Below are 25289 nucleotides of genomic sequence, written 5' to 3'. Positions count from 1 at the left end.
TTGCCACCCGTTACGACAAGACTGCGGAGAGCTTCCTGGGCTTCATCGATATCACGTCGATACGCCTTTGGGTCCGCCATTTGTCAACATGACCTAGGGCCATGCTGGCCGTCATGGCGCGCGAGATCCGCCTGCTGCCGCGCCGCCCGGCGCTGGCGGGGCTGGTGATCGTGCTGCCGCTGATCATGCTGCTGGTGCTGGGCGGCATCTTTCGCGCGGGCATTCCCACGGGCATGGCGGTGGCGGTGATCGACCTGGACCGATCCGACCTGTCGCGGGCCGTCACGCGGATGCTGGATGCGGCGCCCGAACTGACCGTGACCCATCGCGCCTCGGACCTGTCCGAGGCGCGGTCGCTGATCGTGTCCGGCGCGGTGCGCGGCGCGGTCCTGATGCCCCAGAACCTGGAACGCGACATCACCCGGGGCGCGCGCCCCGAGATCGTGACCTTCTACGACAACCAGCACATGAGCGCCGGATCGCTGGTCGCCCGCGGCGCCCGCAACGCCATCGACACCGCGCTGGCCGGCCTGCGCCTGTCGGTGCGTCAGGGCCAGGGAGAGGCGCCCTTTCAGGCCATGGTCGCCCTGCAGCCGATCCCGATGCAGGCCCACGCGCTGTTCAACCCGGCCTTTGATTATGTGCATTTCCTGCTGGCCGCGCTGATCCCCACGGTGCTGCAGATCATCGCCGCCGCCGCGACCGCCTATGCGGTGTCGCTGGATTTCGGGCCGGGGCGGCATCCGCGCGTGCTGATGCGCATGGCGGGCGGCATCCTGCCCGCGATGCTGGGCAAGATCCTGCCCTATACGATCATCTTCCTGCTGATCCTGGGCCTGTCGGATGTGGCGCTGTATGGTTGGCTGGCGGTGCCGCTGCGGGGGTCGCTTTGGCTGATGGCGCTTGGGGCGGTGCTGTTCGTGCTGGCCTCGCAGATGATCGGGGCGCTGGCCTTCGTGCTGACCCGCGACATGGGCCGGGCGGCCAGCATGATCGCGCTGATCACCGCGCCGGCGTTCGGCTTCATGGGCCTGGGTTTCCCGCGCGAGGCGATGTCGACCCTAGCCCAGGCCTGGGGCGCGGCCATTCCCGGCACCTGGTATGTGCAGCTGCGCATCGACCAGTCGCTGCGCGCGACTCCGCTGGACATATCCGCCATGTCGGTCCTGTGGCTGGCGGTGATCGCGGGCGTTCTGGCGGCGCTGATCCTCGCGCAGCTGTCGCGCCTGGCCCGGCAGGAGGTCGCGCCATGACCGCGCTTTCCACCGCCTTCCGCGCGGAACTGGCCGCCGTGCTAGGCGACAAGCAGGTGCGGATGATCGTGCTGCTGGCACTGGTCCTCTATGCGGTGATCTATCCGCTGCCCTATCGGGCCGAACTGCTGCGCGATGTGCCGGTGGTGCTGGTCGATCAAGATGGCTCGACCGCCTCGGCCGATCTGGCGCGGCGCGTGGACGCGTCGGAGGCCGTGGCCCTGACCCACCACGCCCCCGACATGGCCGAGGCCACGCGGCTGGTCCACCAACGGCGCGCTTACGGTGTCATGCTGATCCCCGACGGGTTCGAACGCGCCCTGCTGCGCGGCGATCAAAGCCCCGTCGCGCTCTATGCCGATGCCAGCTATTTCCTGATGTATCAGCGCGTGATGCAGGGCGCCGCCGTCCCCCTGCGCCAGATGGGCGCCGAGATCGAGGCCGGGCGCCTGATCGCCCAGGGCACGCCCCGCGCCGTGGCCATGGCCCAGGTCAGCCCGGCCACCCAGGTCGAGGTGCCGCTGTTCAACCCCGCCGCAGGCTACGCGACCTATGTCCTGCCTGCGGCCTTCGTGCTGATCCTGCAGCAGACGATGATGATGGGCCTGGCGCTGGCCGCGACCCGGCGGGGGCCGCTGCCTGGCCATCCGGTCTGGCGGCTGCTGGGCCGGGCGGGGGCGTGGCTGGCGATCTGGGCGGGGCTGCTGCCGATGTACCTGATCGTGCTGCCGGTGCTCTATGGCCTGCCGATCCTGGGCGGGCCGGGGGCCTTGATGATGCTGGGCCTGCCCTTCCTGCTGGCGGCCGGGTTCCTGGCGCAGCTGGTCGCGGCACTGTTCCGGCGCGGAGAGGTTGTGCAGGTCGTGCTGCTGGCGCTTGGGTTGCCGTTCTTCTTCCTGTCGGGCTTTGCCTGGCCGGTCGAGGCGATCCCTGCGCATCTGAACGCGGTGGCGCAGCTGATCCCCTCGACCCCGGCGATCGACGGGCTGGTGCGGGTGACGCAGATGGGCGCGACCCTGCCGCAGATCGCGCCGGTCCTGTGGCATCTCTGGGCACTGGCCGCGGGGCTGGGCCTGACCGTGCTGGCGGTTGAGACGCGCCGCGCCGCGCGGCAAGGCCACCGGCTGCCCACCTGACGGGCAGAGCGGGGTTTGCGAAACCGCGCGGCGTGCCCTAGGCAGGGCAGCAGCACAGCCCGGCCCCGGAAGGACCCGCACCGTGAACGCCGAAGCCGCCCACCGTCACAACATCGTCGGCGCCGCCTGGATGATCGCCGCGATGGCGGCCTTTGCCGTCGAGGACGCGCTGGTCAAGGCCGTGACGACCGCGCTGCCCATCGGGCAGATCCTGATCGTCTTTGGCCTGGGGGGCGCGCTGATCTTTGCGGTGATCGCCTGGCGCCGGGGCGATGCGCTGATGACCCGCGATGTCGTCTCGCCCGCCATGCGCGTCCGGGTCGTCTTTGAGATCACGGGGCGGCTGTTCTATGTGCTGGCCCTGGCGCTGATCCCGCTGTCGACCGCGACGGTGATCCTGCAGGCCACGCCGCTGGTCGTCGTGGCCGCAGCCGCCGTGATCTTTGGAGAGCGGGTGGGCTGGCGGCGCTGGACCGCCATCGGGCTGGGGCTGTCTGGCGTGCTGATCATCCTGCGGCCCGGGACCGAGGGGTTCTCGGCCCTGTCGCTGCTGGCCGTCGTGGGCATGCTGGGATTCGCCGGGCGCGACCTGGCCAGCCGGGCCGCGCCGCGCAGCCTCAGCACGGCGATCCTGGGCCTTTACGGCTTTCTGGCGCTGGCGGTCGCCGGGCTGATCGTCTGGCTGTGGCAGGGCGAGGCCTTTCGCATCCCCGATGCACGGGCGGGCCTGGCGCTGGCCGGGACCATCCTGGTGGGGGTGGGCGCCTATTCCTGCCTGATGAAGGCCATGCGCACCGGGGCCGTCTCGGCGGTCACGCCGTTCCGCTATACCCGGCTGCTGTTCGGCGCAGCCCTGGGCATCGTGCTGTTCGGAGAGACGCTGACCCTTGGCATGCTGGCGGGGTCCGGGCTGATCGTGCTGTCGGGCCTGTTCATCCTGTGGCGCGGCCAAAGGCGGGCGGCGGTCGGCTGATCCGTGGGCATCGGGTGATGCCGCGCGCCCCTGCCGGTCTTGACCGGCCCGCGCGCGGGCGGCTACGCTGGGGACCTGGATGAGGAGTGCGTGACGATGGACAGACCGGACCGGTAACCCAGACCTGCCCAGCAACCGCATCCAGGGAACCATCATGCCCAGACTGTCAGGAAAGACCGCCCTCGTGACCGGGGCCGCGCGCGGCATCGGCGCGGCCATCGCACGCGCCTTTGCCGCCGAGGCGGCCCATGTCATCGTCACCGATATCGACATGCCCCTTGGCCAGGCGATCGCCGCCGAAATCGGCGGCACCTTTGCCCGCCTGGATGTCGCCTCCGAGGCCGATTGGTCGGACATCGCGGACCGGTTTCCCGGGGTGGACGTGGTCGTCAACAACGCCGGCATCACCGGCTTCGAAGGGCCGTCCGACGCAACCCCGCCGGCCCATGACCCGGAACATGCCACGCTGGTCGATTGGCACGCCGTGCACCGGGTGAACCTGGACGGGACGTTCCTGGGCTGCCGCTATGCGATCCGCGCGATGCGGGGTCGGGGCGCGGGGTCGATCATCAACATCTCGTCCCGCTCGGGTCTGGTCGGCATTCCGATGGCCGCGGCCTATGCCTCGTCCAAGGCGGCCATCCGCAATCACACCAAGACGGTGGCGCTGTATTGCGCGGCGCAGGGCCTGAACATCCGCTGCAACTCCATCCACCCCGCTGCGGTGATGACGCCCATGTGGGAGCCGATGCTGGGCCAAGGCCCCGACCGCGCCGACCGCGAGGCGGCCATGGTCGCGGACACGCCGATGCGCCGCTTTGGCAGGCCCGAGGAGGTCGCGGCGCTGGCCGTCCTGCTGGCCTCGGACGAGGCCGCCTACATGACCGGCGCAGAGCTGACCATCGACGGCGGCATCCTGGCCGGATCTGCCGCCGCGCCGGGCAGCTAGGCGCAGCCCGCGGTGGCAGATCTGCGCCCTGCCGGCCTTCAGGAACCGACCTCCCCCACCGCGCTGGATGCGATCCGCGCCGACATGGGGTCTGCGGCTGGCGTGACCCCGCCGCCCTGCATATCCACCGGAGGCGCGGCGGATCAGGGATGGTGCCCGGGCACACCCGGCATGGGCCTTCGGCCGCCTGATCGCCGGGGGCTTCAGCGGGTCACGCGGGCCGGTCGGCCTCGGCGCGGCAGATCATGCCGAACAGGTCGCGCGGGTCGTCGGGATCGGCGATCATGTCCAGTTCCAGCGACAGGCCGGTGCCCTGCAGGCGGTGGTGGATGTGGCGCAGGGCGCTGAAATCCTCGATGGCAAAGCCCACGCTGTCAAACAACGTGACCTGCGCCGCGTCCGTGCGACCCGGCGCCTGGCCCGCGATCACCTGCCACAGCTCGGTCACGGGATGGTCGGGGTCCAGCTGCTGGATCTCTCCCTCGATGCGGGTCTGGGGCGGATATTCGACAAAGATCCCGGCGCGATGCAGGATCGCGGGGGCCAGCTCGGTCTTGCCGGGACAGTCGCCGCCGACCGCGTTCAGATGGACCCCGCCGCCGACCATGTTGTCGGTCAGGATCGTGGCATATTGCTTGTCCGCGGTGCAGGTCGTGATGATCTGCGCGCCCAAGATCGCCTCCTCGGCGCTGGTGCAGGGGGTCACGCGCAGGCCGCGCCCGGCCAGGTTCGCCGCGCATTTGGCCGTGGCGGCGGGGTCGATGTCATACAGCCGCACCTCGGTGATGCCGCAGACGGCCTTCATGGCCAGGGCCTGGAACTCGGCCTGCGCGCCGTTGCCGATCATCGCCATGACGCGGGCGTCGCGGGGGGCCAACCATTTCGCGGCCATGGCGCTGGTCGCGGCGGTGCGCAGCGCGGTCAGGATGGTCATTTCCGACAGCAGCACCGCGTAGCCCGTCGCCACATCCGCCAGCACGCCAAAGGCCGTGACCGTCTGCAGGCCGCGGCGCATGTTGCCCGGATCGCGTCTGCCAGCTCGACCATCAGCGGCTCGATCCCGATGTGGCGGACCAGGCGCATCATGTGATCGACGCTGACAAAGGGCACCATCGCGTGGCGGGAGGGCGGGGTCATGGTTTGGGCTCCTGCGGGAAAGGGGCATTGCGGCCTTTGGGGCAGGATGCTGTGCGAAACGGGCCGGTTTCAACTGGACAATCCGGCAGTGCGGTGACCCTGCTGACCGAAACGGACAGAAGGGATTCCGAAATGGACGAACTGGACCAGAGGCTGATCGCCGAGCTGCGCCGCGACGGGCGCGCCCCCGTTCAGGCCCTGGCCGAGCGGTTGGGCGTCAGCCGCGCGACCGTGCGCCTGCGCCTGGCCCGCCTGCAGCAAGCGAACGAGATTCTGGGCTTTACCGCCATCACCCGCGGCGATGTGGCGGATGCGCCGGTGCGCGGGCTGATGCTGATCGGGATCGAGGGGCGCGGCGGCGACCGGATCATGGCGCGCCTGTCCGGCATGCCTGAGGTGACGGCGGTCCATGCCACGAATGGCCGGTGGGACCTGATCGTCGAGATATCGGCCCTGTCGCTGCCCGAGCTGGACGACGTTCTGCGCCGCATCCGCAATCTGGAGGGGGTCATGACATCCGAGACGAACCTGCTGCTGTCGTCCCGCCGCGCGCGGTCGCGGGGGTAGAACCCTTTACAATGTTAAAAAACGGGATGAAACGATAAGAATTGTTGCCTGCCCGGGCGGTTTGTGACTAATTGTGACAAACCGTGAGGGAGAGGCATCATGACCGTGAATTCCAGCTATCGTGTCTGCGTGATCGGCCTGGGGTCGATGGGCATGGGGGCGGCGCTGTCCTGCCTGCGCGCCGGGCTGGCGACCAGCGGCATCGACCTGGATGCGGGCCGTCGCGACGCCTTTGCGGCGCAGGGCGCCGAGGGCGTCGCCGACGCGATCACGGGCCTGACCGACGCTTTCGACGCGGTGATCGTCCTGGTCGTGAACGGAGCGCAGGCGCGGCAGGTGATCCTGGGTCAGGGGGGCGTCGCGGATCGCGTGGCACCGGGCGGCGCGATCATGGTCAGCTGCACCCAATCGGCGGATGACGCGCGCGCCCTGGGCGCCGATCTGGCGGCGCGCGGCGTGCTGATGCTGGACGCGCCGGTGTCGGGCGGGGCCGCCAAGGCCGCGCAGGGGGCGATGACGGTGATGGCCTCGGGGCCGGACGCGGCCTTTGACGCGCTGGCCCCGGTGCTGGAGGCGGTGGCCGCCAAGACCTATCGCATCGGCTCCGAGATCGGGCAGGGCGCGACGGTCAAGGTCATTCACCAGCTGCTGGCGGGCGTGCATATCGCCGTCGGCGCCGAGGCGATGGCTTTGGCCGCCCGCGCGGGCATCCCGCTGGACACGATGTACGACGTGGTCACCAACGCCGCCGGCAATTCCTGGATGTTCGAGAACCGGATGAAGCATGTGGTGGACGGCGATTACACGCCCACTTCTGCGGTCGACATCTTCGTCAAGGATCTGGGGCTGGTCACGGAAACCGGCCGCGCCATGGGCTTTCCCCTGCCGCTGGCATCGGCGGCTTTCACGATGTTCCAGCAGGCGTCCAACATGGGCCACGGGGCCGAAGATGACAGCGCGGTCATCAAGACCTTTGCAGGCATCACCCTGCCGGAGGGCAAGGCATGAAGATCGGCGTCATCGCGGATGATTTCACCGGAGCGACCGACATCGCGGGCTTTCTGGTCGCAGGCGGCCTGACCACCACGCAGATGATCGGCGTGCCGGGTGCGGATGCGCAAGTGGATGCCGATGCGGTGGTGATCTCTCTCAAAAGCCGCTCAAACCCGGCGGCAGAAGCTGTGGTCGACAGCCTGGCCGCGCTGGACTGGCTGCGCGCGCGGGGCTGCGCGCAGATCTATCAGAAATACTGCTCGACCTTCGATTCGACCGCTGACGGCAATATCGGCCCGGTGGCCGATGCGCTGATGGCGGCCCTGGGGACCGACATCACGGTGGTCTGCCCGGCGCTGCCGGTGAACGGGCGGTCGGTCTATCTGGGCCATCTGTTCGTGGGACAGGACCTGCTGCAGGATTCAGGGATGCGCGATCACCCGATTACGCCGATGCGCGACAGCAGCCTGATCCGGCTGATGGAGGGGCAGGCGCAGGGCCGCTGCGGGCTGGTCGATGCGGCAACGGTCGATCAGGGGCCGCAGGCCGTGCGTGACCGTATCGCGGCACTGCGGGCGGATGGTGTGCGCTATGTCGTGCTGGACGCGATCAGCGACGTGCATCTGGCGACCCTCGGGCAGGCCGTGGCGGACATGGCGCTGGTCACCGGCGGGTCGGGTCTGGGCTATGGCATCGCGCGCGCGGCGTCGGGCGGGGCCGATGCGCAGGCGCAGGATGCGGGCGCGCCGCTGGCGGGGCCGGGGGTGGTGATCTCGGGCTCGTGCTCGGTGATGACCAACCGGCAGGTCGCGGCCTATCGCGAACTCGCCCCCACGCTGGACGTGGCGGTCGACCGCTGCCTGGCCGATGCGGACGCCTATGGCGCCGAGCTGGCCGAATGGGTGCTGGCGCAGCCGCAGGGCCGCGCACCGATGATCACCGCGACCGCCGATCCGGCGCGCCTGCGCGAGATCCAAGGCACCCACGGCGCCGCCGCATCCGACGCCCTCGAGCGGACCTTTGCCGCCGCCGCCGCCCGGCTGGTGCAGGGCGGCATCACCCGCTTCATCGTCGCGGGGGGAGAGACCTCGGGCTCGGTCACGCAGGCGCTGCAGGTCACCGGTTTCGCCATCGGGCCGCAGATCGCGCCCGGCGTGCCCTGGGTCCGCGCGGTGGACAAGCCACTGTCGCTGGCGCTGAAATCCGGCAACTTCGGGGCCGAGACCTTTTTCACCGATGCCCAGCAGGTGCCCACATGAGCGCCGCCGACCGCATGGTCCTGCTGTGCCGCAGTCTGTTCGAGCGTGGCTATTCCGTGGGCGGGGCGGGCAACGTGTCGGTTCGCAATCCCGATGGCGGCTTTATCGTCACCCCCACGGGCAGCAGTCTGGGCCGCCTGTCGGCCGATGCGCTGTCGGTGATCGGCGCGGATGGCGAACCACTGCCCGGCCCGAAGCCGTCCAAGGAATTTGCCTTTCACCGCGCGCTGTACGATGTGCGGCCGCAGGCGGGGGCGATCGTGCATCTGCATTCGACCTATCTGACGGCGCTGTCCTGTCTGGAGGGGTTGCCCCGCGACAATGCGATCCGGCCCTTTACTCCCTATTATGTCATGCGCATCGGGCACATGCCGGTGATCCCCTATTCCCGTCCCGGATCGCCGCAGATCGGGCTGGACCTGGCTGCCGCCGCCAAGGGCAGCAGCGCGCAGGCCTTCCTGCTGGCCTCGCACGGGGTCGTGGTGCTGGGCCGCGACATCGACGATGCCGTGAACAACGCCGAGGAGCTGGAGGAGACCGCCAAGCTGCAGTTCATCCTGCGCGGCGAAAAGCTGCATTACCTGACCGAGGCCGAGATCGCCGAACTGGGCGGAGGATACTGACATGACCCGCATTGCCGCGAACCTTTCGATGCTGTTCACCGACGCGCCGTTTCTGGACCGGTTCGACCGGGCGGGCGCTGCGGGCTTTGACACGGTCGAGTTCCTGTTCCCCTATGACCATCCCATCGACGTGGTGAAGACCCGGCTGGACCGCAACGGGTTGCGCTTGTCGCTGATCAACGCGCCCGCGGGCGATTGGACGGCGGGAGAGCGGGGCTTTGCCGCGCGTCCGTCCAAGCGCGCCGAGTTCCGGGCCAGCGTGGAGCAGGCGATCACCTATGCCACGGGCCTGGGCTGTCCGCGCATCCACGTGATGTCGGGCATCACCGCCGGTGAGCCAGACCGCGCCGCCTGCGAGGCGGTCTGGACCGAGAACCTGCGCGAGGCCGCCGACATGGCCGCAAGCGCCGGCCTGTTCATCAGCATCGAGCCGCTGAACAGCCGCGACGTGCCGGGCTATTTCATCGCGCATCAGGACCCGACGCTGGCCCTGATCCAGGGGCTGGACCGCCGCAACGTGCTGCTGCAGTTCGACGTCTATCACACGCAGATCATGGACGGCGACATCATCCGCCGGATCGAGCGGCTGAAGGGCGCCTATGGCCATGTCCAGATCGCGGGCGTCCCCGACCGCCACGAACCCGACACGGGCGAGCTGAATTACGCGGAGATCTTCGCGGCCTTTGACCGGACCGGGTTCGACGGGCCCTTGGGCTGCGAATACAACCCGCGCGGCCGGACCGAGGACGGTCTGGGCTGGGCCGCGCCCTATCTGCGCACGCCCGCATGATCCCCGCCGAACGCCAGCAGTTTATTCTGTCCTGCCTGGCCGAACGCGACATCGTCAGCATCGCCGATCTGGTGGACCGTCTGGGCGTGTCGCACATGACCGTGCGCCGCGACATCCAGGCGCTGGAGGATGCGGGCCGCGTCACGTCGGTCACCGGCGGGGTGCGCCTGTCGCGCCGCTTGGCGCAGGAGCTGCCGCATCTGCAGAAGGCCGCGATCAACACCGACGCCAAGCGTGCCGTGGGGCAGGCCGCGGCCGATCTGGTCCGCGACGGCATGGTGATCTATCTGGACGCGGGCACGACGCTGCTGGAGCTGGCGCGCCAGATCGCCGGGCGGCGGGGGCTGACGGTGGTGACGAACGATTTCGTCATCTGCGCCTGGCTGTCCACGCATTCGGACTGCACGCTGTATCACAGCGGCGGTCTTGTCGAACGCGCGAACCAGTCCTGCGTGGGGGGCGCCGCCTCCGAGGCGCTGGCGCGGTTCAACTATGACATCGCCTTCATCTCGACCTCGTCCTGGACGGTGGCGGGGCTGAGTTCGCCCTCCGAGGCCAAGGGCCCGGTCAAACGCGTCGCGGTCGATCGCGCGCGGCGCGCCGTGCTGGTGTCGGATTCGACAAAATACGGCGCGGTGGCGGCGATGAACATCCTGCCCGTCTCGGTCTTTGACACGGTCGTGACCGATGCGGGCATCGACGCAGAGGCGGCGGACGCCCTGCGCGACATGGGCGTCCAGGTGATCCTGGCCCCCGACCTGAAGGGAGAGAGAGCATGACCATCGTGGTGACCGGCGGCGCCGGTTTTCTGGGCGCGCGCCTGATCGCCGCCCTGCTGAAGGACGGCGCAGAGCGCATCCTGTCGCTGGACCGGGTGGCCTGCCCGGTCGATGACGCGCGGGTAGAGAGCCTGGTGGGCTCCATCGACGACGCGGACGCCGTGGCCCGCGCGCTGTCGGGCGGGGCCGACACGGTCTATCACCTGGCCGCCGTGCTGTCGGGCCAGTCGGAACAGGATTTCGACACCGGGCTGCACATCAACGTCGATGCCACCCGCCTGCTGCTGGAGGCCTGCCGCAGGCTGGACCGCGCGCCGCGCTTCGTCTTCACCAGCTCGCTTGCGGTGTTCGGCGGAGAGATGCCGCAGATCGTGCCGCCGACCATGGCGCTGATGCCGCAATCGTCATACGGCTGCGGCAAGGCCATCGGCGAGCTGCTGGTCAGCGAATACAGCCGCAAGGGCTTTGTCGACGGGCTGACCGTGCGCCTGCCCACGATCTGCGTGCGCCCCGGCGCGCCCAATTCCGCGGCCTCCAGCTTTGTGTCCGGCATCATCCGCGAACCGGTGGCGGGGCAGGCGTCGGAATGCCCGGTGCCGCTGGACACGCGGCTGTGGATCAGCTCCCCCGGCGTGGCGGTAGACAACCTGGTCCGCGCGGGCCGCATTCCGGCCGCCGACCTGGGGTTGAACCGCGTCATGGACATGCCGGGCATCACCGCGACCCCGGCCGAAATGCTGGACAGCCTGGAGCGGCTGGTGGGCGCCGAGGCCCGCGACCGCGTGGCCCTGACCCGCGATGCCCGCGTCGAGGCCATCGTCTGCAGCTGGCCCGGGGCGTTCGACGTGACCCGCGCGCGTGCCCTGGGCTTTGGCGCGGATACCGATTTCGACGCGATCCTGCGCCAGTTCCTGGCCGATCGCTGAGCGTTTTCAACTGGAGGCGCCCAAAGCTGGGCGCAGTGGAGGAGTAACCCATGGCTGAACCCGGAATGGAGTTCCAGCTGATCGCAGGGCTTGGCTTTGCCATCTTCCTGCTGATCTTTCTGGTCGTGAAGACCAAGGTCCACGCGATCATCGCGCTGATCATCGCCGCATCCGTGTCGGGCCTGATCGGCGGCATGATGCCCGCCGATGTGATCACCTCGATCACCACCGGCTTTGGCCGCACGCTGTCCACCATCGGCCTGGTCATCGGCTTCGGCGTCATGATGGGCCGCATCCTGGAGGTGTCGGGCGCAGCCGAGCAGATGGCCTATTCGCTGATCCGCTGGGTCGGGAAAAAGCGCGAGGATTGGGCGATGGTCCTGACGGGCTATATCGTGTCGATCCCGATCTTCTGCGACAGCGCCTTCGTGATCCTGTCGCCGCTGGTCAAGGCGCTGGCGCGGTCGTCGGGCAAGTCGGTCCTGACGCTTGGCATCGCGCTGGCGGGCGGTCTGATGCTGACGCACCACGCGGTGCCGCCGACCCCGGGCCCCCTGGGCGTCGCAGGCATCTTCGACGTCGATCTGGGCCTGATGATCCTGTGGGGCATCGTCTTCACGATCCCCGGCATGGCGGTCATCGTCTTTTACGCCCGCGCCATGGGCCCGCGCATCGAACGGATGATCCAGACCGATACCGGAGAGGACCTGTCCGCCACCTATCGCCAGTTCGAGGAGGCCGTGGACGACCGCCAGAAGGTCCTGCCGTCCCTGGGTCTGTCGATCCTGCCGCTGCTGCTGCCGATCGTGCTGATCTTCTTGAACACCATTGCCACCACGCTGGTGGGCGCATCCGACAACCCCGACCTGGCGACTAGCCTGCCGGTGCAGGCGATGTCGTTCTTTGGCAACCCAGTCATCGCCGTGGCGATGGGCCTGCTGGTCGCGATCTATACCCTGCTGCCCGGCCGTCCGCGCGACGAGGTGCTGGGATACATGGAGCAGGGCGTGGAAAGCGCCGGCATCATCCTGCTGGTGACCGGTGCAGGCGGCGCCCTGGGCTCGGTCCTGCGCGATTCGGGCGCGGGCGACGTGATCGGCCAGGCGGTGGCCGGCCTGGCTATTCCGGCGGTGCTGATCCCCTTTGTCATCAGTTCGCTGGTGCGGCTGATCCAGGGGTCGGGCACGGTCGCGATGATCACGGGCGCGTCGATCTCGGCGCCGATCCTGATGAACATGCCGGACGTGAACATGGTCTTTGCCGCACAGGCGGCGGCGATCGGGTCGATGGTCTTCGGCTATTTCAACGACAGCTATTTCTGGGTGATCAACCGGATGCTGGGCGTGAAGCAGGCGAAACATCAGATGCTGCTGTGGTCGGTGCCGACCACGCTGGCCTGGGGATCGTCGCTGGCGATGCTGCTGATCTGCAACGCGCTGTTCGGCTGACACGACCCTGATATCGGCGGGCAGGGGCGGGCGCGACGTGCCCGCCCCTTGCCATGTCGGCCGCGCGGAACCAAAATGGCGCGACAGGGTTCCGCTGTCGCGCGCGATTGCGACACAGCAACAGAGGGTTGGCGAAACAGGATGGATGCTTCGAGTGACCGGCTGGCCCGTCCGGGGTGGAATTGCTGGCGGGTCGAACAGTCGGGGCGCTTTGCCGTCATCGCCGACGCCGACGATTATTTCCGCGCCGTGCGCCAGGCGATGTTGCAGGCGCGTCACAGCATCCTGATGATCGGGTGGGATTTCGACGCCCGCATCCATCTGGGCGACGCCTCGGACGGCGGCCCCCCGGCCCTGGGCGATTTCGTCATGTGGCTGGCGCGCCGCAGCCCCACGCTGCATGTGCGGCTGTTGCGGTGGGATACCGGCGCGCTCAAGGCGCTGTTTCGCGGATCGACCCTGCTGACCATCCTGCGCTGGAAGATGCATCCGCGCATCACGCTGCGCCTGGACGGCAAGCATCCCTTTGCCAGCAGCCACCACCAGAAGATCGTGGTGATCGACGATTGCCTGGCGTTCTGCGGCGGCATCGACATGACCGAGGGCCGGTGGGACACGCGCGAGCATATCGATGACGATCCCCGCCGCACCAGCGCGGGCGGCAAGCCGTTGAAGCCATGGCACGATGCGACCAGCGCCTTTGACGGACCCGCCGCGCGGGCCCTGGGCGATCTGGCGCGCGACCGCTGGCGCATCGCCTCGGGCGAGGTGCTGGCCCCGATCAGCGATTCCTCGGGCTGCTGGCCCGAAGGGCTGGTGCCGACGTTCCGCGACGTGGCGCTGGCCATCGCGCGGACCCGCCCCGAGATCCCCGACGTGCATCCCGCCTTCGAGATCGAGCAGATGTATCTGGACCTGATCGCCCGCGCGCGGCGGGTGATCTATGCCGAAAGCCAGTATTTCGCATCCCGCCGCATCGCCCAGGCCATCGCCAAGCGGCTGATCGAGGACGACCCCCCCGAGATCGTGATCATCAACCCGGTCAGCGCGCAGGGCTGGCTGGAGCCGCTGGCGATGGACACCGCCCGCGCGCAGCTGATCGAGGCGCTGCGCAAGCTGGATCATCGCGACAGGCTGCGTATCTATCACCCGGTGACCGATGCGGGGGCCGAGATCTATGTCCATGCCAAGGTCACGATTGTGGACGACACCTATCTTCGGGTCGGCTCGTCCAACTTCAACAACCGCTCGATGCGGCTGGACACGGAATGCGACGTGATGCTGGCGGCCGAACGCCCCGGCGCCGACGTCACCCGCGCCAGCATCACCGCCCTGCGCGACGACCTTCTGGCCGAGCATCTGGCCATGCGCCCCGAGGAGGTCGCCCAGGCCATCGCCGAACACGGCAGCCTGATCGCCATGATCGAGGCCAGCCGCGGGCCGCAGGGACAGGGCCGCACCCTGATCCCCTACGAGATCCCCGAGCTGAGCGATTTCGAGGCGTGGCTGGCCGACAACGAGATTCTGGACCCCGAGGGCCCCGACAAGATCTTTGAGCCCCTGGGCAAGCGCAAGGGTCTGATCCGCCGGTGGCGCTGGCCGCGCCGGCTGTCCTGGCGGCGGCGCAAGGCGGGCTAACCCTCGTCCGGCCCGGTGGGCAGCCCCTTGCTGAGACCGGACACGCTGACCCCGTTCAACAGCCCCGCATCGATGGCCTTGCGGATGGCATGGCCGTTATCCTCGACCCCCAGGGCGCGGCGGGCCTGCCCCAACCGATAGCGCAGCGCCGTGCGCGAGATGCCAAGCGCCGCGCAGGCCTGATCATAGGTCATGCCGCAGGCGATCGCCTCCAGCGCGTCCACCAGGATCGGGCGCAGCGATGCGCCGCGTTCTGCGATGTCATGCGCGCGGCGCAGCAGCTGGCTCATCCGGGCGATTTCGGCATCGGTGAAGTCGCGGTCGTCGCGGGCAGCCCCGATATAGGACCGCGATTCCGGCGGACCCCAGGACAGCGCCACCCCGTGGGTCAGGCCGTGGTCGCGGGCCTGGCCCATGACGTTCAGCGGGTCGGGCATGATGCGGGCCAGATCGCTCCAGCGGATGCTGCCCTGGTGCAGCACGCACCAGATGACCATCGGGTCGCCCACCCCCAGATTGGCGCGGGTATAGGCCTGGATCCAGCGCGACGGATAGGTCGAGATGCGCCGCACGGGCCGCGAATAGCGGATGTGCAGACCGATCGTAAAGCCGCGCGGCGCCAGCGCGGCCAGCGCCTCGTCGATCTGTTCGAGGGAAGAGGGGGACATGATGCGGACCCGGTCACCGTTTATGTGCAGGCATGTAGGCCCATGAGCCGGTCGCGGGCAAGGGCCGTGTCCTTTGTGCAACATAGCCTTCTGGGGCTATTTCGTTGCGGGGTGCGGGCGGGGTAACCCCTGTCGGGCGCAGGTTGCGCTTATTTTACCGGTAAAGGGCGACTTGCCCCGCTTTTCAGTCGTTCGGGGACGCCTTTCGGGGCGTCCCTTTTTTCATGCGCGCTCAGCGCGATGCGCGGCCTTGCGCCCGGCGGGCGGATCGCTAGCCTGCGCGGCTGAACAGCATCGAGGAGGCGACGGATGGAACGCGTGACATTGGGCGGCAGCGCGGTCGAGGTCAGCCGGATCTGCCTGGGCACCATGACCTTTGGCAACCAGACCGACGAGGCCGGGGGCCACCAGCAGATGGACATGGCGCTGGAGGCCGGGATGACCTTCCTGGACTGCGCCGAGATGTATCCGGTCAATCCCGTCCGCCGCGAGACGATCGGCGTCTCGGAGGAGATCATCGGCCGCTGGCTGGCCCGCACCGGCAATCGCGACCGCGTCGAGATCGCCACCAAGATCACCGGGCCGAGCCAGATGGTCCGCGACGGCGCGCCCTTTGACGGGGCGACCGTGCGCGCCTGCATCGACGCCTCGCTGCGGCGGCTGCAGACGGACCGTATCGACCTGTATCAGTTGCACTGGCCGGTGCGCGGCTCCTATGGGTTCCGGCAGAACTGGGGTTTTGACCCCTCGGGTCAAGACAAGGCGCAGACCCTGGCGCATATGCGCGACGTGCTGGAGGCGCTCAAGGAGGCCGTGGCGGCGGGCAAGCTGCGCGCGGTGGGCCTGTCCAACGAATCGGCCTGGGGGCTGACGCGCTGGTGCGACGTGGCCGATGCGATGGACGCCCCGCGCATGGCCGCGATCCAGAACGAGTATTCGCCGCTGTACCGCCTGTACGACACCGACCTGGCCGAGGCGGCGGTGAACGAGGATGTCACCCTGCTGTCTTATTCGCCGCTGGCGGCGGGCCTGCTGACCGGCAAATACGCCGAGGGCGCGCTGCCCGAGGGCAGCCGCGCGGCGGTGGACAAGGCCACCGGCGGGCAGGGCAACCTGGGCGGGCGCAAGACCGGGCGCGGGCTGAAGGCTGCGGCCGCCTATGGCGCGCTGGCGGCCGAGCATGGCTGGGACGTGATCCACATGGTCATCGCCTGGCAGCTGACGCGGCCGTTCAAGGTGGTGCCGATCATTGGCGCCACGACGACCGACCAGCTGCGCCACCTGATCGCGGGCCTGGACCGCGACCTGCCCGACGAGCTGCGTCGCGGGATCGAGCGTCTGCACCGCGCCCATCCGCTGCCCTATTGATGTGAACCGCGTGGTCTCTATCTTGAGAGACAGGCAGACGAAGACAAGGATATGGCAATGGCAGGCGATCCCTATGCGGCCCTGGGCGTGTCGCGCGGCGCCAGCGCGGACGAGATCAAGCGGGCCTATCGGCGCATCGCCAAGACCGATCACCCGGACCTGAACCAGGACCCGGCCGCTGCGGCACGCTTTGCCGCGGCCTCGGCGGCCTATGACCTGCTCAAGGACCCCGAACAGCGCCGCCGGTTCGACGCGGGCGAGATCAACGATCAGGGCCAGGACCAGGGCCCGCGCTGGAGCGGGCGCCCCGGCGCGCAGGGCAACCCCTTCGGCCAGGGACCGGGGCATGGCGGGGACCCCGACCTGTCGGACGTGTTCGCCGACCTGTTCGGCCAGCGCCAGCCAGGCGGCCAGACGGGGGGGCCGCGCGGCGGGTTCGGGGGATTTGGCGGTTTCGGCGGTTTCGGGCGCGGCGCGGACATGCGGGGGCAGGATCTGCGGCTGGTGCTGCAGGTCGATTTCCTGACGGCGGCGCGCGGGGGGCGCACGCGCATCACCATGCCCCAGGGCGGATCATTGGAGGTGGCCATTCCCAAGGGCGTGCGCGAGGGCCAGGTCATCCGCCTGCGCGGCAAGGGAGAGCCGGGCATCGGGCGCGGCGAGGCCGGCGACGCCTATCTGGAGGTTCGCGTGGGCGAGCATCCCCAGTTCCGGCGCGACGGCGACGACATCCATGTCGTGCTGCCGATCAGCCTGGACGAGGCGGTGCTGGGCGGCAAGGTCGCGGCACCGACCATCGACGGGCCGGTGAACCTGACCATTCCGCGTGGCGCCACCTCGGGTCAGCGGCTGCGGCTGCGGGGGCGGGGGATCAACGGCGGCGATCAGCATGTCGAGCTGCGCATTGCCATGCCGCCGCACGTGGACCCGGCACTGGCGGCCTTTTTCGAGGAATGGCGCTGCGAGAACGCCTATGACCCCAGGCGGGGCATGTCCGACGTTTCCTGACGGGCGGGCAGGTCCGCCATGACGCGGGCGCGGGCGGCGGGGGTCATGCGGCCCCAGGCGGCGATCTCGTCCAGGGTGCGGTGGCAGCCGAGGCACAGCCTGCTGTCGGGGTCGATGCGGCACAGCTTGATGCAGGGGCTTTGGGTCACGAGCGTCGGTCTTTCCGGGAGGTTGTCGAGGAGTGCGGGGGACGGGTCGGGCATAGCCCGACCCGGTCGATGCCGCTGGGCCGCGCGCCGCGCTGGCGCGCGGCGGTGGCGCGGTCAGCCATGGGTGGCGATGTGGCGCAACCGGTCCAGCGCGCCCTGGAGGATATAGCCGGCGGCGACCTGGTCGATGACCTCGGCCCGGCGCTTGCGCGAGGTGTCGCCCTCCAGCAGGGCGCGTTCGGCCGCCACCGTCGACAGGCGTTCGTCCCAATAGGCGATCGGCAGGTCGGTCAGCCGCGTCATGTTGCGGGCAAAGGCCCGGGTGGCTTGGGCGCGCGGGCCTTCGGAGCCGTCCATGTTGCGCGGCAGGCCTAGGACGAGGCCTGCGAGGCCCCGGTCGGCGATCAGTGCCAGCAGGGCCTGCGCATCCTGCGTGAACTTGGTCCGGCGGATCACCGTGATGGGCGAGGCCACGCTGCGCAGACCGTCGCTGACGGCCACGCCGATGGTCTTGGTGCCCAGATCCAGCCCGGCCAGGGCGCCGTGGCGGGGCAGGTTGGCTGCGAATTCGGTCATCTCTTCGTGGATCATGGGGTCAATCCGGCGCGTTCGGCGGCGGCCTCGATGGGGGCGATGGCCTCGGGGGTGGCGCCAAAGCGGTTGCGGGCCTCGGACAGGATGCGCCGGGCGTGATCGTCGCGGTCCAGGACCGCCAGCGCCGAGATCAGCCGCGCCCATTCGTCCGGCGTGCCGCCCTGGCTGGCCAGGCGGTCCTGCAGGCGGGCGACCATGTCCTCGGCCATGCGGGCCTGATCCTCGGGGGACATGTCGCGGGCGGCCTCCAGGTCCAGGGCGTCGGGGCCGGGCTGGTCCGAGGGCGCGCGATAGCCGGCCTCTCCGGCCAGCCAGGCCAGCTCCTCGATGGCGGCGCGGATCGAGGGGACCCAGGGCGCGTTGGTCGGACCCTCCTCCAGCAGGCGGCGCCAGATCGGAAAGGCCAGATCGGGGCGGCCGTTTTGGATCAGCATGACGCCGCGCAGATAGCGGGCCTGGGGCTGGTCGGGGTCCAAGGTCAGGGTGCGGGCCAGCACGGCCTCGGCCTCGGGGGTGACCACGCCGGCGGCGGCCTCGACCATCAGCGTGGCCAGCTGCATCAGCTGCACCGGATCGGCCTGGTCGCCCCGCAGATCGACCAGGCGCTGCTGGGCGTCGCGCGCGGCGGTCAGGTTGCCCAGACGCATCTCGTTCGTGGCCAGCAGCGCCAGGCCCTGCTGATCCTGCGGGTTGCGGGCGACGGCGGCGCGCAGCTGGTCGATCATCGCCAGATATTCGGGGTCGGCCTGCGACAGGTCGGGCGCGGGGCGGGCGGGGGCCTGCGCCTCGGCCTCGGCCTGGGCGGGGCGGGCGCGATAGGCGGCATCGGCGGCGGCCACGCGTTCGGCCAGCGGCATGTCGGGCGCGCCGGGCACGCCCTCGCGCAGATACAGCACGACCGCCCCGGCCAGCATCAGCGCCAGGACCAGCGCGGGCACCAGCGCGCGACCGGCCCGGCCCGCAGGCCCCGTCTGGCCAAGACGGCGGTCGGCATCCAGCACCTTGCGGCCGATCTCGGCGCGCAGGCGCTGCGCATCCTCGGGGCCGATCACGCCACGCTCCAGGTCGCGCTCGACCTCGGCCAGCTGGTCGCGATAGACGCGCAGGTCATAGGAGGCGGCCGGCGCAGGCCCGGCGCGGCCCTTGCGCAGCGGCGACAGGATGGCAAAAGCCGTGATCGCGGTCAGACCCGCAGCCAGTATCCAGAACATGCGTCACCTCCAGTTGGCCCGTTCCTATCCCGGATGGCCGCCGACCGAAAGCGCGCGCCGTCATGGCGGGCGGGAACAGGCCCGCCGGATTGTCGCATGTCGCATTTCGCCGCGATCTGCCGCAAGCCGCCTTGAGGGTTCGGCCCCGCCCCGCCATGGTGCCAGCAACCCACCCCCTGAGAGGCCCCATGCCCGACACCCCCCGCGCCGGCCGCTATTCCGTCTTTGCCATCGCCCGAGAGGCGCTGCGCCAGCATACCGGCTGGAAACGGGCCTGGGCGAGCCCCGAGCCCAAGGACCGCTACAAGGTCATCGTCGTGGGTGCGGGCGGGCACGGGCTGGCCACGGCCTATTACCTGGGCAAGAATTTCGGCATCACCGACGTGGCGGTCATCGAAAAGGGCTGGCTGGGTGGCGGCAACACGGGCCGCAACACCACGATCATCCGGTCGAACTATCTGCAGGACCCGTCGGCGGCGCTGTATGAAAAGGCGCGCAGCCTGTACGAAAACCTGTCGCAGGACCTGAACTATAACATCATGTTCAGCCCGCGCGGCCTGATCATGCTGGCCCAGACCGAGCACGAGATTCGCGGCTACAAGCGCACCGTCTATGCCAATAACCTGCAGGGCGTCGCGACCGAATGGCTGGACCCCCAGCAGCTCAAGGCCAAGGTGCCGATCATCAACCTGGACGGGCCGCGCTATCCGGTGCTGGGGGGGCTGTATCAGGCGCGGGGTGGCACGGCGCGTCATGACGCGGTGGCCTGGGGCTATGCCCGGGCCTGTTCCGACATGGGCATGCACATCATCCAGAACTGCGAGGTGACGGGGGTCGAGACCGAGGCCGGACAGGTCCGCGCCGTCAACACCTCCAAGGGCCGCATCGGCTGCGACAAGCTGGCGATCGTGGTTGCGGGCCATTCCAGCCAGCTGGCCCAGATGGCCGGGTTCCGCCTGCCCATCGAATCCGTCGCCCTGCAGGCTCTGGTCAGCGAACCGATCAAGCCCTGCATGGACGTGGTGGTGATGGCCAACACCGTCCACGGCTATATGTCGCAATCCGACAAGGGAGAGATGGTGATCGGCGGCGGCACCGACGGGTTCAACAACTTCACCCAACGCGGCTCCTGGCAGCATGTCGAGGAAACCGTCCGCGCCCTGATCGAGACCTTCCCGATGATAAGCCGCCTGAAAATGCTGCGCCAATGGGGCGGCATTGTGGACATGACCGGGGACCGCTCGCCCATCCTGTCCACCACGCCGGTGGGCGGCATCTTCGTCAATTGCGGATGGGGCACGGGCGGGTTCAAGGCGATCCCCGGATCGGGCTGGGCCATGGCCGAACTGGTCGCCAAGGGCACGCCCGGCCCGCTGGCCGCCGATTTCGGGCTGAACCGCTTCCGCGAGGGCCGGTTCATCGACGAATCGGTCGCCGCCGGCGTCGCGCACTGACCGGGGGGTGCGGGAATGTCCTTTTCGAACGGAACCTTGGGGGCGGCGTGCGACTTTGTCTGGCATGACAGGTTCGACCGAAAGGGTTCATCATGGCTGACCGCAACAACAATGGTCTCTACTTCATCGTCGGCGGCATCGTTGTCGTCGTCGCGCTGCTGTTCTTCTTCATGTCGGGCAGCGATACCGGCGTGGCCACGACCGATCCGGTCGCAGGCGACACCACGACCATCAATGTCGACACCCCCGACGCCGATCCCGCACCCGCAGCGCCCCCCGTCACGGTCGAGACCGACAGCCCCCCGGCTGTCGAATCGCCTGCCGAGCCGGCCGCGCCCGCTCCGGCCAACTGACGGCCCGACGCGCGCGCAGCCTTTGGCCGCGCGCGCTGCAACGGGGGTCCGGGGGCAGTCAGCCCCCGGCCATCGTCCGACAGCATGTCGGACAGACGGCACCGCCGGCTTGCGCCGCTGCGGTGCCTTTTCGCATCCGCAACTCTCGCACCCCAAGGAAGCCCGATGCTGATCCTGACCTGTCCCTATTGCGGTGTGAACGCCGAGGAAACCGAGCTGCATCCCGGCGGAGAGGCGCATCTGGCCCGCATCGGCCCGAACGGCACCGACGACGAGTTCGAGGCCTATCTGTTCGCCCGCAAGAACGCCAAGGGCGTGCATTTCGAACGCTGGCGCCACGCCTATGGCTGCGGCAAGTGGTTCCTGGCTGCGCGCTGCACCGCGACGCTGCAGGTCTTCGGCACCTACCGGGCGCAGACGTCCCACCCGCCTGCCGACATCGTGGAGGCGATCCGCAAGGCCCGCCCCGACTGGACACCCGACTGGACCCCCGCCGAAGGCACCGCCGAATGACCCACACGCCCCCCTTCCGCCTGCCCGCCGGTGGCCGCCGCATCGACCGTGCCTGGCAGGTCCCGTTCCGCTTTGACGGCCGCCACCTGCGCGGCCTGACCGGCGACACCATTGCCTCGGCGCTGCTGGCCAACGGCCAGATGCTGATGGGCCGGTCCTTCAAGTACCACCGCCCGCGCGGCCCGATGGCGTCTGGAGCCGAGGAACCCAACGCCCTCCTCGGCCTGGGCGAGGGCGGCCGGTTCGAGCCGAACCAGCGCGCCACCACCACGCCCCTGACCCATGGCATGATCACCCGCAGCCAGAATTGCTGGCCCAGCCTGGAGGCCGATATCGGTGCCATCAACAACTGGCTGTCGCCGGTCTTTCCGGCGGGTTTCTACTACAAGACCTTCATCCATCCGCGCCCCTTCTGGAAACATGTGTTCGAACCCATCATCCGCCGCAGCGCGGGTCTGGGCCGGGCGCCGACCGATCCCGATCCCGATCGCTATGAGCAGGCCTACGCCTTTGCCGACACGGTCGTGGTCGGCGGCGGCATCGCGGGCCTGACCGCCGCGCGCGACGCGGCCGATGCGGGCGGCACCGTGCTGGTCCTGGAACAGGACGGCCATTGGGGCGGGCGCACGCCCACCGACCATGACGGCGGGCAGGCGGCGATAGACGCGGCTCTGGCCGACCTGCGGGGGCGCGACACCGTCACCCTGCGCCGCAACACCATGGCCACGGGCCTCTACGATCACGGCTATCTGATCGCGCGGGAATCGCTGGCCGATCATGACCCGAACCAGGGCATCCCCCGCCAGCGCCTGTGGCGCATCCGGGCGGGCCGGGTGATCGCCGCGACCGGCGCATTGGAGCGCCCGCTGTCCTTCGCCTGCAACGACGTGCCGGGTGTGATGTTGGCCAGTGCCGTCCGCGATTTCATTTCCGATTTCGGCGTGGCGCCGGGACGGCGCATCGTGGTCGTCACGAATAATGACGACGCCTATCGCACCGCCCTGACCGCCCATGCCGCGGGGCTGGAGGTGCCGGCCATCATCGACGCGCGGCCCCTGGCCGACGGCGCGCTGCCTCAGGCCGCGCGGGCCGCGGGCATCACCGTCCTGACCGGCACCGCCATCGCGAAGGTCAAGGGTGCCAAGCATGTCGAGGGCGTGGTGCTGTGCAGCCATCAGGGCGACGGCCGACCCACGCAGACCATCGATTGCGACGTGGTCGCCATGTCGGGCGGCTGGTCGCCGGTTGTGCACCTGTATTCCCATTGCGGCGGCAAGCTGATCTGGGATGAGGGCCAGTCGATGTTCCGCCCCGACCCCGACCGCCCGCCACTGGGCGCGGACGGGCAGGGCAACGTGACCGTCGCGGGCGCCGCCAACGGCGATCTGCGCTGCGCCGGCGATCTGGAACACCCCGAGGGCGCGACCATGCCCGTTTGGGTCATGCCCGCCCGCGCGCCCTACAAGCTGCGCGCCAAGATGTGGCTGGATTTCCAGAACGACGTGAAGGTCACCGATGTCGAACTGGCCGCCCAGGAGGGCTATGCCAGCGTCGAGCATACCAAACGCTATACCACCCTGGGCATGGCGACCGATCAGGGCAAGCTGTCCAACATCAACGGGTTGGCGGTCCTGTCCAATGCGCTGAACCAGCCCATCCAGGCGACCGGCACCACGACCTTCCGGCCGCCCTATACGCCGCTGACCCTGGCCACCATCGCGGCTGAGGCCAAGGACGACGCCTTTCAGCCCCTGCGCAAGACGCCTATCCATGCCTGGCACGAAACCCACGGCGCCAGTTGGGAGCCGGTGGGGCACTGGCGCCGCCCCTATGCCTATCCCCGCGGCGGAGAGGACCACCACGCCGCCGTCCACCGGGAGATCCTGGCGGTGCGTGCGGGCGTCGGCACGCTGGACGCCTCGACCCTCGGCAAGATCATCATCAAGGGACCGGATGCGGGGCGGTTCCTGGACATGCTGTATACCAACATGATGTCCACCCTGCCGGTCGGCAAATGCCGCTATGGCCTGATGTGCAACGAGAACGGGTTCCTGATGGACGACGGCGTGGTCGCGCGCCTGTCCGACGACACCTGGCTGTGCCACACCACCACCGGCGGCGCCGACCGCATCCATGGCCACATGGAGGATTGGCTGCAATGCGAATGGTGGGATTGGAAGGTCTATACCGCCAACCTGACCGAGCAATTCGCCCAGATCGCCGTCGCCGGACCCAAGGCCCGCGACGTGCTGGAGCGTCTGTCCGGCACGATCGACCTGTCGGCCGAGGCGCTGCCCTTCATGCAATGGGCCGAAGGGGAGCTGGCGGGCATTCCCGCGCGCGTCTTCCGCATCAGCTTTTCGGGCGAGCTCAGCTATGAGATCGCGGTGCCCGCCAATCGCGGCCTGGAACTGTGGGAGGCGCTGCACCTGGCCGGGGCCGATCTGGGCATCACCCCCTATGGGACCGAGGCGATGCATGTCATGCGCGCCGAAAAGGGCTTCATCATGATCGGGGACGAGACCGACGGCACCATCATCCCGCAGGATCTGGGGTTGGACTGGGCGATCTCGAAGAAGAAGGCCGACTATATCGGCAAGCGCGCCCAACGCCGCGGCCACATGACCGATGGCACCCGCTGGAAACTGGTGGGCCTTGAAAGCCTGTCGGACAAGGTCATTCCCGATGGCGCCTATGCGGTGGCCGAGGGCGTGAACGGCAACGGCCAGCGCAAGACCCAAGGCCGCGTCACCTCCAGCTATCATTCGCCGACCCTGGGCAAGCCCATCGCGATGGGGCTGGTGCGGCACGGGCCGTCGCGCATGGGGCAGGTGCTGGATTTCCCGATGCCCGACGGCACGGTGATGCAGGCACGGATCGTCGATCCGGTCTTCTACGACAAGGAAGGAAGCCGTCAGAATGGCTGAAGCGCTGGCTACCATCACCCGCGTCGCGGGGCTGGGCATGATCACCCTCCGCGCCGATCTGGACCGCGCGGGCGACGCCCTGGCCGAGGCCGCGGGCCTGGCCATCCCCGACACCACCGGCGCCACCACCGATGGCAGCCGCACCCTGGCCTGGATGTCGCCCGACGAGCTGCTGCTGATCCTGCCGCAGGCGGAGCTGGCGCAGGCGCTGGACGACCTGACGCAGGCGCTGATGGGCGAACACGGGCTGGTGGCCGATGTGTCGGATGCCCGCGCGGTCTTCGACGTGATCGGCACGGGGGCCGCGGATGTGGTGGCCAAGCTGGCGCCGATGGATGCCGCCGCCATGCCCCAGGGCCATCTGCGCCGCACGCGCATGGCGCAGACGGCGGCGGGCATCTGGCGGGTGGATGGCGGGTTCCGGGTCATCGGGTTCCGGTCGACCGCCGATTATCTGGCGCTGATCCTGACCAACGCGGCCATTCCCGGCAGCGGGCTGGCACCCCGCTAGCGGCACTGTGGCGCGGGCGGGCTGGACCCCCCGCCCGCCCCTTGCGTTGGTCCCCCGAATGC

General features: G+C 69.3%; 24 protein-coding genes and 2 pseudogenes. 21 read left to right on the top strand and 5 right to left on the bottom strand.

Annotation, left to right across the window (positions count from 1 at the left end; all coding sequences use genetic code 11):
• The 5 genes and pseudogenes from ABS73_RS08060 to ABS73_RS08040 form a co-directional block, all read left to right on the top strand.
• Window positions 1–92, top strand: a pseudogene (locus ABS73_RS08060) (IS5/IS1182 family transposase); the annotation flags it as partial.
• Between the two features lie 9 nt (window positions 93–101).
• Entirely contained in the window at window positions 102–1253 is a 1152-nt protein-coding gene (locus ABS73_RS08055) for an ABC transporter permease (RefSeq protein WP_277019693.1), read from the top strand.
• Window positions 1250–2389 (top strand): ABC transporter permease, encoded by a 1140-nt coding sequence (locus tag ABS73_RS08050; RefSeq protein WP_277019692.1) that lies wholly within the window; start codon window positions 1250–1252, stop codon window positions 2387–2389. Before ABS73_RS08055 ends, ABS73_RS08050 begins: the two co-directional genes overlap by 4 nt.
• A gap of 130 nt (window positions 2390–2519) precedes the next feature.
• Window positions 2520–3362: a DMT family transporter gene (locus ABS73_RS08045; protein ID WP_277019702.1), complete on the top strand. Its 843-nt coding sequence runs from the start codon at window positions 2520–2522 to the stop codon at window positions 3360–3362.
• 154 nt (window positions 3363–3516) lie between these two features.
• Window positions 3517–4311, top strand: a complete 795-nt coding sequence (locus ABS73_RS08040) for an SDR family oxidoreductase (RefSeq protein ID WP_277019690.1) — start codon at window positions 3517–3519, stop codon at window positions 4309–4311.
• Between the two features lie 211 nt (window positions 4312–4522).
• Here ABS73_RS08040 and ocd read toward each other — a convergent pair.
• Window positions 4523–5448: pseudogene (ocd, locus tag ABS73_RS08035) on the bottom strand (ornithine cyclodeaminase).
• Between the two features lie 132 nt (window positions 5449–5580).
• Between ocd and ABS73_RS08030 the strand changes: the two are divergent.
• From ABS73_RS08030 to ABS73_RS07990, 9 genes are all read left to right on the top strand, one after another.
• A complete protein-coding gene (locus ABS73_RS08030; RefSeq protein WP_277019688.1) occupies window positions 5581–6015 on the top strand; it encodes an Lrp/AsnC family transcriptional regulator in 435 nt (144 codons plus the stop codon).
• Between the two features lie 99 nt (window positions 6016–6114).
• A complete protein-coding gene (ltnD, locus tag ABS73_RS08025; RefSeq protein WP_277019687.1) occupies window positions 6115–7023 on the top strand; it encodes an L-threonate dehydrogenase in 909 nt (302 codons plus the stop codon).
• Window positions 7020–8267 carry a 3-oxo-tetronate kinase gene (gene otnK, locus ABS73_RS08020; RefSeq protein ID WP_277019685.1) on the top strand — a complete coding sequence of 416 codons (1248 nt, stop codon included), beginning with the start codon at window positions 7020–7022 and terminating at the stop codon, window positions 8265–8267. Before ltnD ends, otnK begins: the two co-directional genes overlap by 4 nt.
• Entirely contained in the window at window positions 8264–8890 is a 627-nt protein-coding gene (gene otnC / locus ABS73_RS08015) for a 3-oxo-tetronate 4-phosphate decarboxylase (protein WP_277019683.1), read from the top strand. Before otnK ends, otnC begins: the two co-directional genes overlap by 4 nt.
• 1 nt (window position 8891) lies before the next feature.
• On the top strand, window positions 8892–9680 hold the full coding sequence (gene otnI / locus ABS73_RS08010) for a 2-oxo-tetronate isomerase (RefSeq protein WP_277019681.1): 789 nt from the start codon (window positions 8892–8894) through the stop codon (window positions 9678–9680).
• Window positions 9677–10459, top strand: a complete 783-nt coding sequence (locus tag ABS73_RS08005; protein ID WP_277019679.1) for a DeoR/GlpR family DNA-binding transcription regulator — start codon at window positions 9677–9679, stop codon at window positions 10457–10459. The genes otnI and ABS73_RS08005 overlap by 4 nt, the downstream gene beginning before the upstream one ends.
• Window positions 10456–11385, top strand: a complete 930-nt coding sequence (denD, locus tag ABS73_RS08000; protein ID WP_277019677.1) for a D-erythronate dehydrogenase — start codon at window positions 10456–10458, stop codon at window positions 11383–11385. Before ABS73_RS08005 ends, denD begins: the two co-directional genes overlap by 4 nt.
• A 50-nt stretch (window positions 11386–11435) precedes the next feature.
• Window positions 11436–12833, top strand: coding sequence for a GntP family permease (locus ABS73_RS07995; protein WP_277019675.1), 1398 nt, complete (start codon window positions 11436–11438; stop codon window positions 12831–12833).
• A gap of 141 nt (window positions 12834–12974) precedes the next feature.
• A complete protein-coding gene (locus tag ABS73_RS07990; RefSeq protein WP_277019673.1) occupies window positions 12975–14471 on the top strand; it encodes a phospholipase D-like domain-containing protein in 1497 nt (498 codons plus the stop codon).
• Here the strand turns inward: ABS73_RS07990 and ABS73_RS07985 are convergent.
• Window positions 14468–15139, bottom strand: a complete 672-nt coding sequence (locus tag ABS73_RS07985; protein ID WP_277019671.1) for a helix-turn-helix transcriptional regulator — start codon at window positions 15137–15139, stop codon at window positions 14468–14470. The genes ABS73_RS07990 and ABS73_RS07985 overlap by 4 nt on opposite strands.
• Before the next feature lie 309 nt (window positions 15140–15448).
• On the opposite strand from ABS73_RS07985, the gene ABS73_RS07980 reads away from it, so the two are divergent.
• Both ABS73_RS07980 and ABS73_RS07975 read left to right on the top strand, forming a co-directional pair.
• On the top strand, window positions 15449–16507 hold the full coding sequence (locus ABS73_RS07980; RefSeq protein ID WP_277019670.1) for an aldo/keto reductase: 1059 nt from the start codon (window positions 15449–15451) through the stop codon (window positions 16505–16507).
• 57 nt (window positions 16508–16564) lie between these two features.
• On the top strand, window positions 16565–17515 hold the full coding sequence (locus tag ABS73_RS07975) for a DnaJ C-terminal domain-containing protein (RefSeq protein ID WP_277019668.1): 951 nt from the start codon (window positions 16565–16567) through the stop codon (window positions 17513–17515).
• Here ABS73_RS07975 and ABS73_RS07970 read toward each other — a convergent pair.
• From ABS73_RS07970 to ccmI, 3 genes are all read right to left on the bottom strand, one after another.
• Window positions 17479–17664, bottom strand: coding sequence for a DUF1289 domain-containing protein (locus ABS73_RS07970; RefSeq protein ID WP_136855400.1), 186 nt, complete (start codon window positions 17662–17664; stop codon window positions 17479–17481). The genes ABS73_RS07975 and ABS73_RS07970 overlap by 37 nt on opposite strands.
• 114 nt (window positions 17665–17778) lie before the next feature.
• Window positions 17779–18255: a Holliday junction resolvase RuvX gene (gene ruvX / locus ABS73_RS07965; protein WP_277019664.1), complete on the bottom strand. Its 477-nt coding sequence runs from the start codon at window positions 18253–18255 to the stop codon at window positions 17779–17781.
• Window positions 18252–19469 (bottom strand): c-type cytochrome biogenesis protein CcmI, encoded by a 1218-nt coding sequence (gene ccmI / locus ABS73_RS07960; RefSeq protein ID WP_277019662.1) that lies wholly within the window; start codon window positions 19467–19469, stop codon window positions 18252–18254. Before ccmI ends, ruvX begins: the two co-directional genes overlap by 4 nt.
• Before the next feature lie 188 nt (window positions 19470–19657).
• Here ccmI and ABS73_RS07955 point away from each other — a divergent pair, with 188 nt between their 5' ends.
• From ABS73_RS07955 to ABS73_RS07935, 5 genes are all read left to right on the top strand, one after another.
• Window positions 19658–20923, top strand: coding sequence for a sarcosine oxidase subunit beta family protein (locus ABS73_RS07955; protein ID WP_277019660.1), 1266 nt, complete (start codon window positions 19658–19660; stop codon window positions 20921–20923).
• Between the two features lie 92 nt (window positions 20924–21015).
• The gene (locus ABS73_RS07950; RefSeq protein WP_136855404.1) at window positions 21016–21276 is read left to right on the top strand and encodes a hypothetical protein; all 261 of its coding nucleotides are present in this window, start codon (window positions 21016–21018) and stop codon (window positions 21274–21276) included.
• A 165-nt stretch (window positions 21277–21441) separates the two neighbouring features.
• Window positions 21442–21789 (top strand): sarcosine oxidase subunit delta, encoded by a 348-nt coding sequence (locus tag ABS73_RS07945; protein ID WP_277019658.1) that lies wholly within the window; start codon window positions 21442–21444, stop codon window positions 21787–21789.
• Window positions 21786–24716, top strand: coding sequence for a sarcosine oxidase subunit alpha family protein (locus ABS73_RS07940; protein WP_277019656.1), 2931 nt, complete (start codon window positions 21786–21788; stop codon window positions 24714–24716). Before ABS73_RS07945 ends, ABS73_RS07940 begins: the two co-directional genes overlap by 4 nt.
• Complete coding sequence (locus ABS73_RS07935) at window positions 24709–25227, top strand: sarcosine oxidase subunit gamma (protein ID WP_277019654.1); 519 nt, start codon at window positions 24709–24711, stop codon at window positions 25225–25227. Before ABS73_RS07940 ends, ABS73_RS07935 begins: the two co-directional genes overlap by 8 nt.
• The last annotated feature ends 62 nt before the right edge of the window (window positions 25228–25289 follow it).

The sequence above is a fragment of the Paracoccus sp. SCN 68-21 genome, from assembly GCF_001724535.1.
Lineage (GTDB): Bacteria > Pseudomonadota > Alphaproteobacteria > Rhodobacterales > Rhodobacteraceae > Paracoccus > Paracoccus hibiscisoli.
Note: the sequence above shows the minus strand (reverse complement) of the source record. Positions and strands in the feature narration are given on the sequence as shown.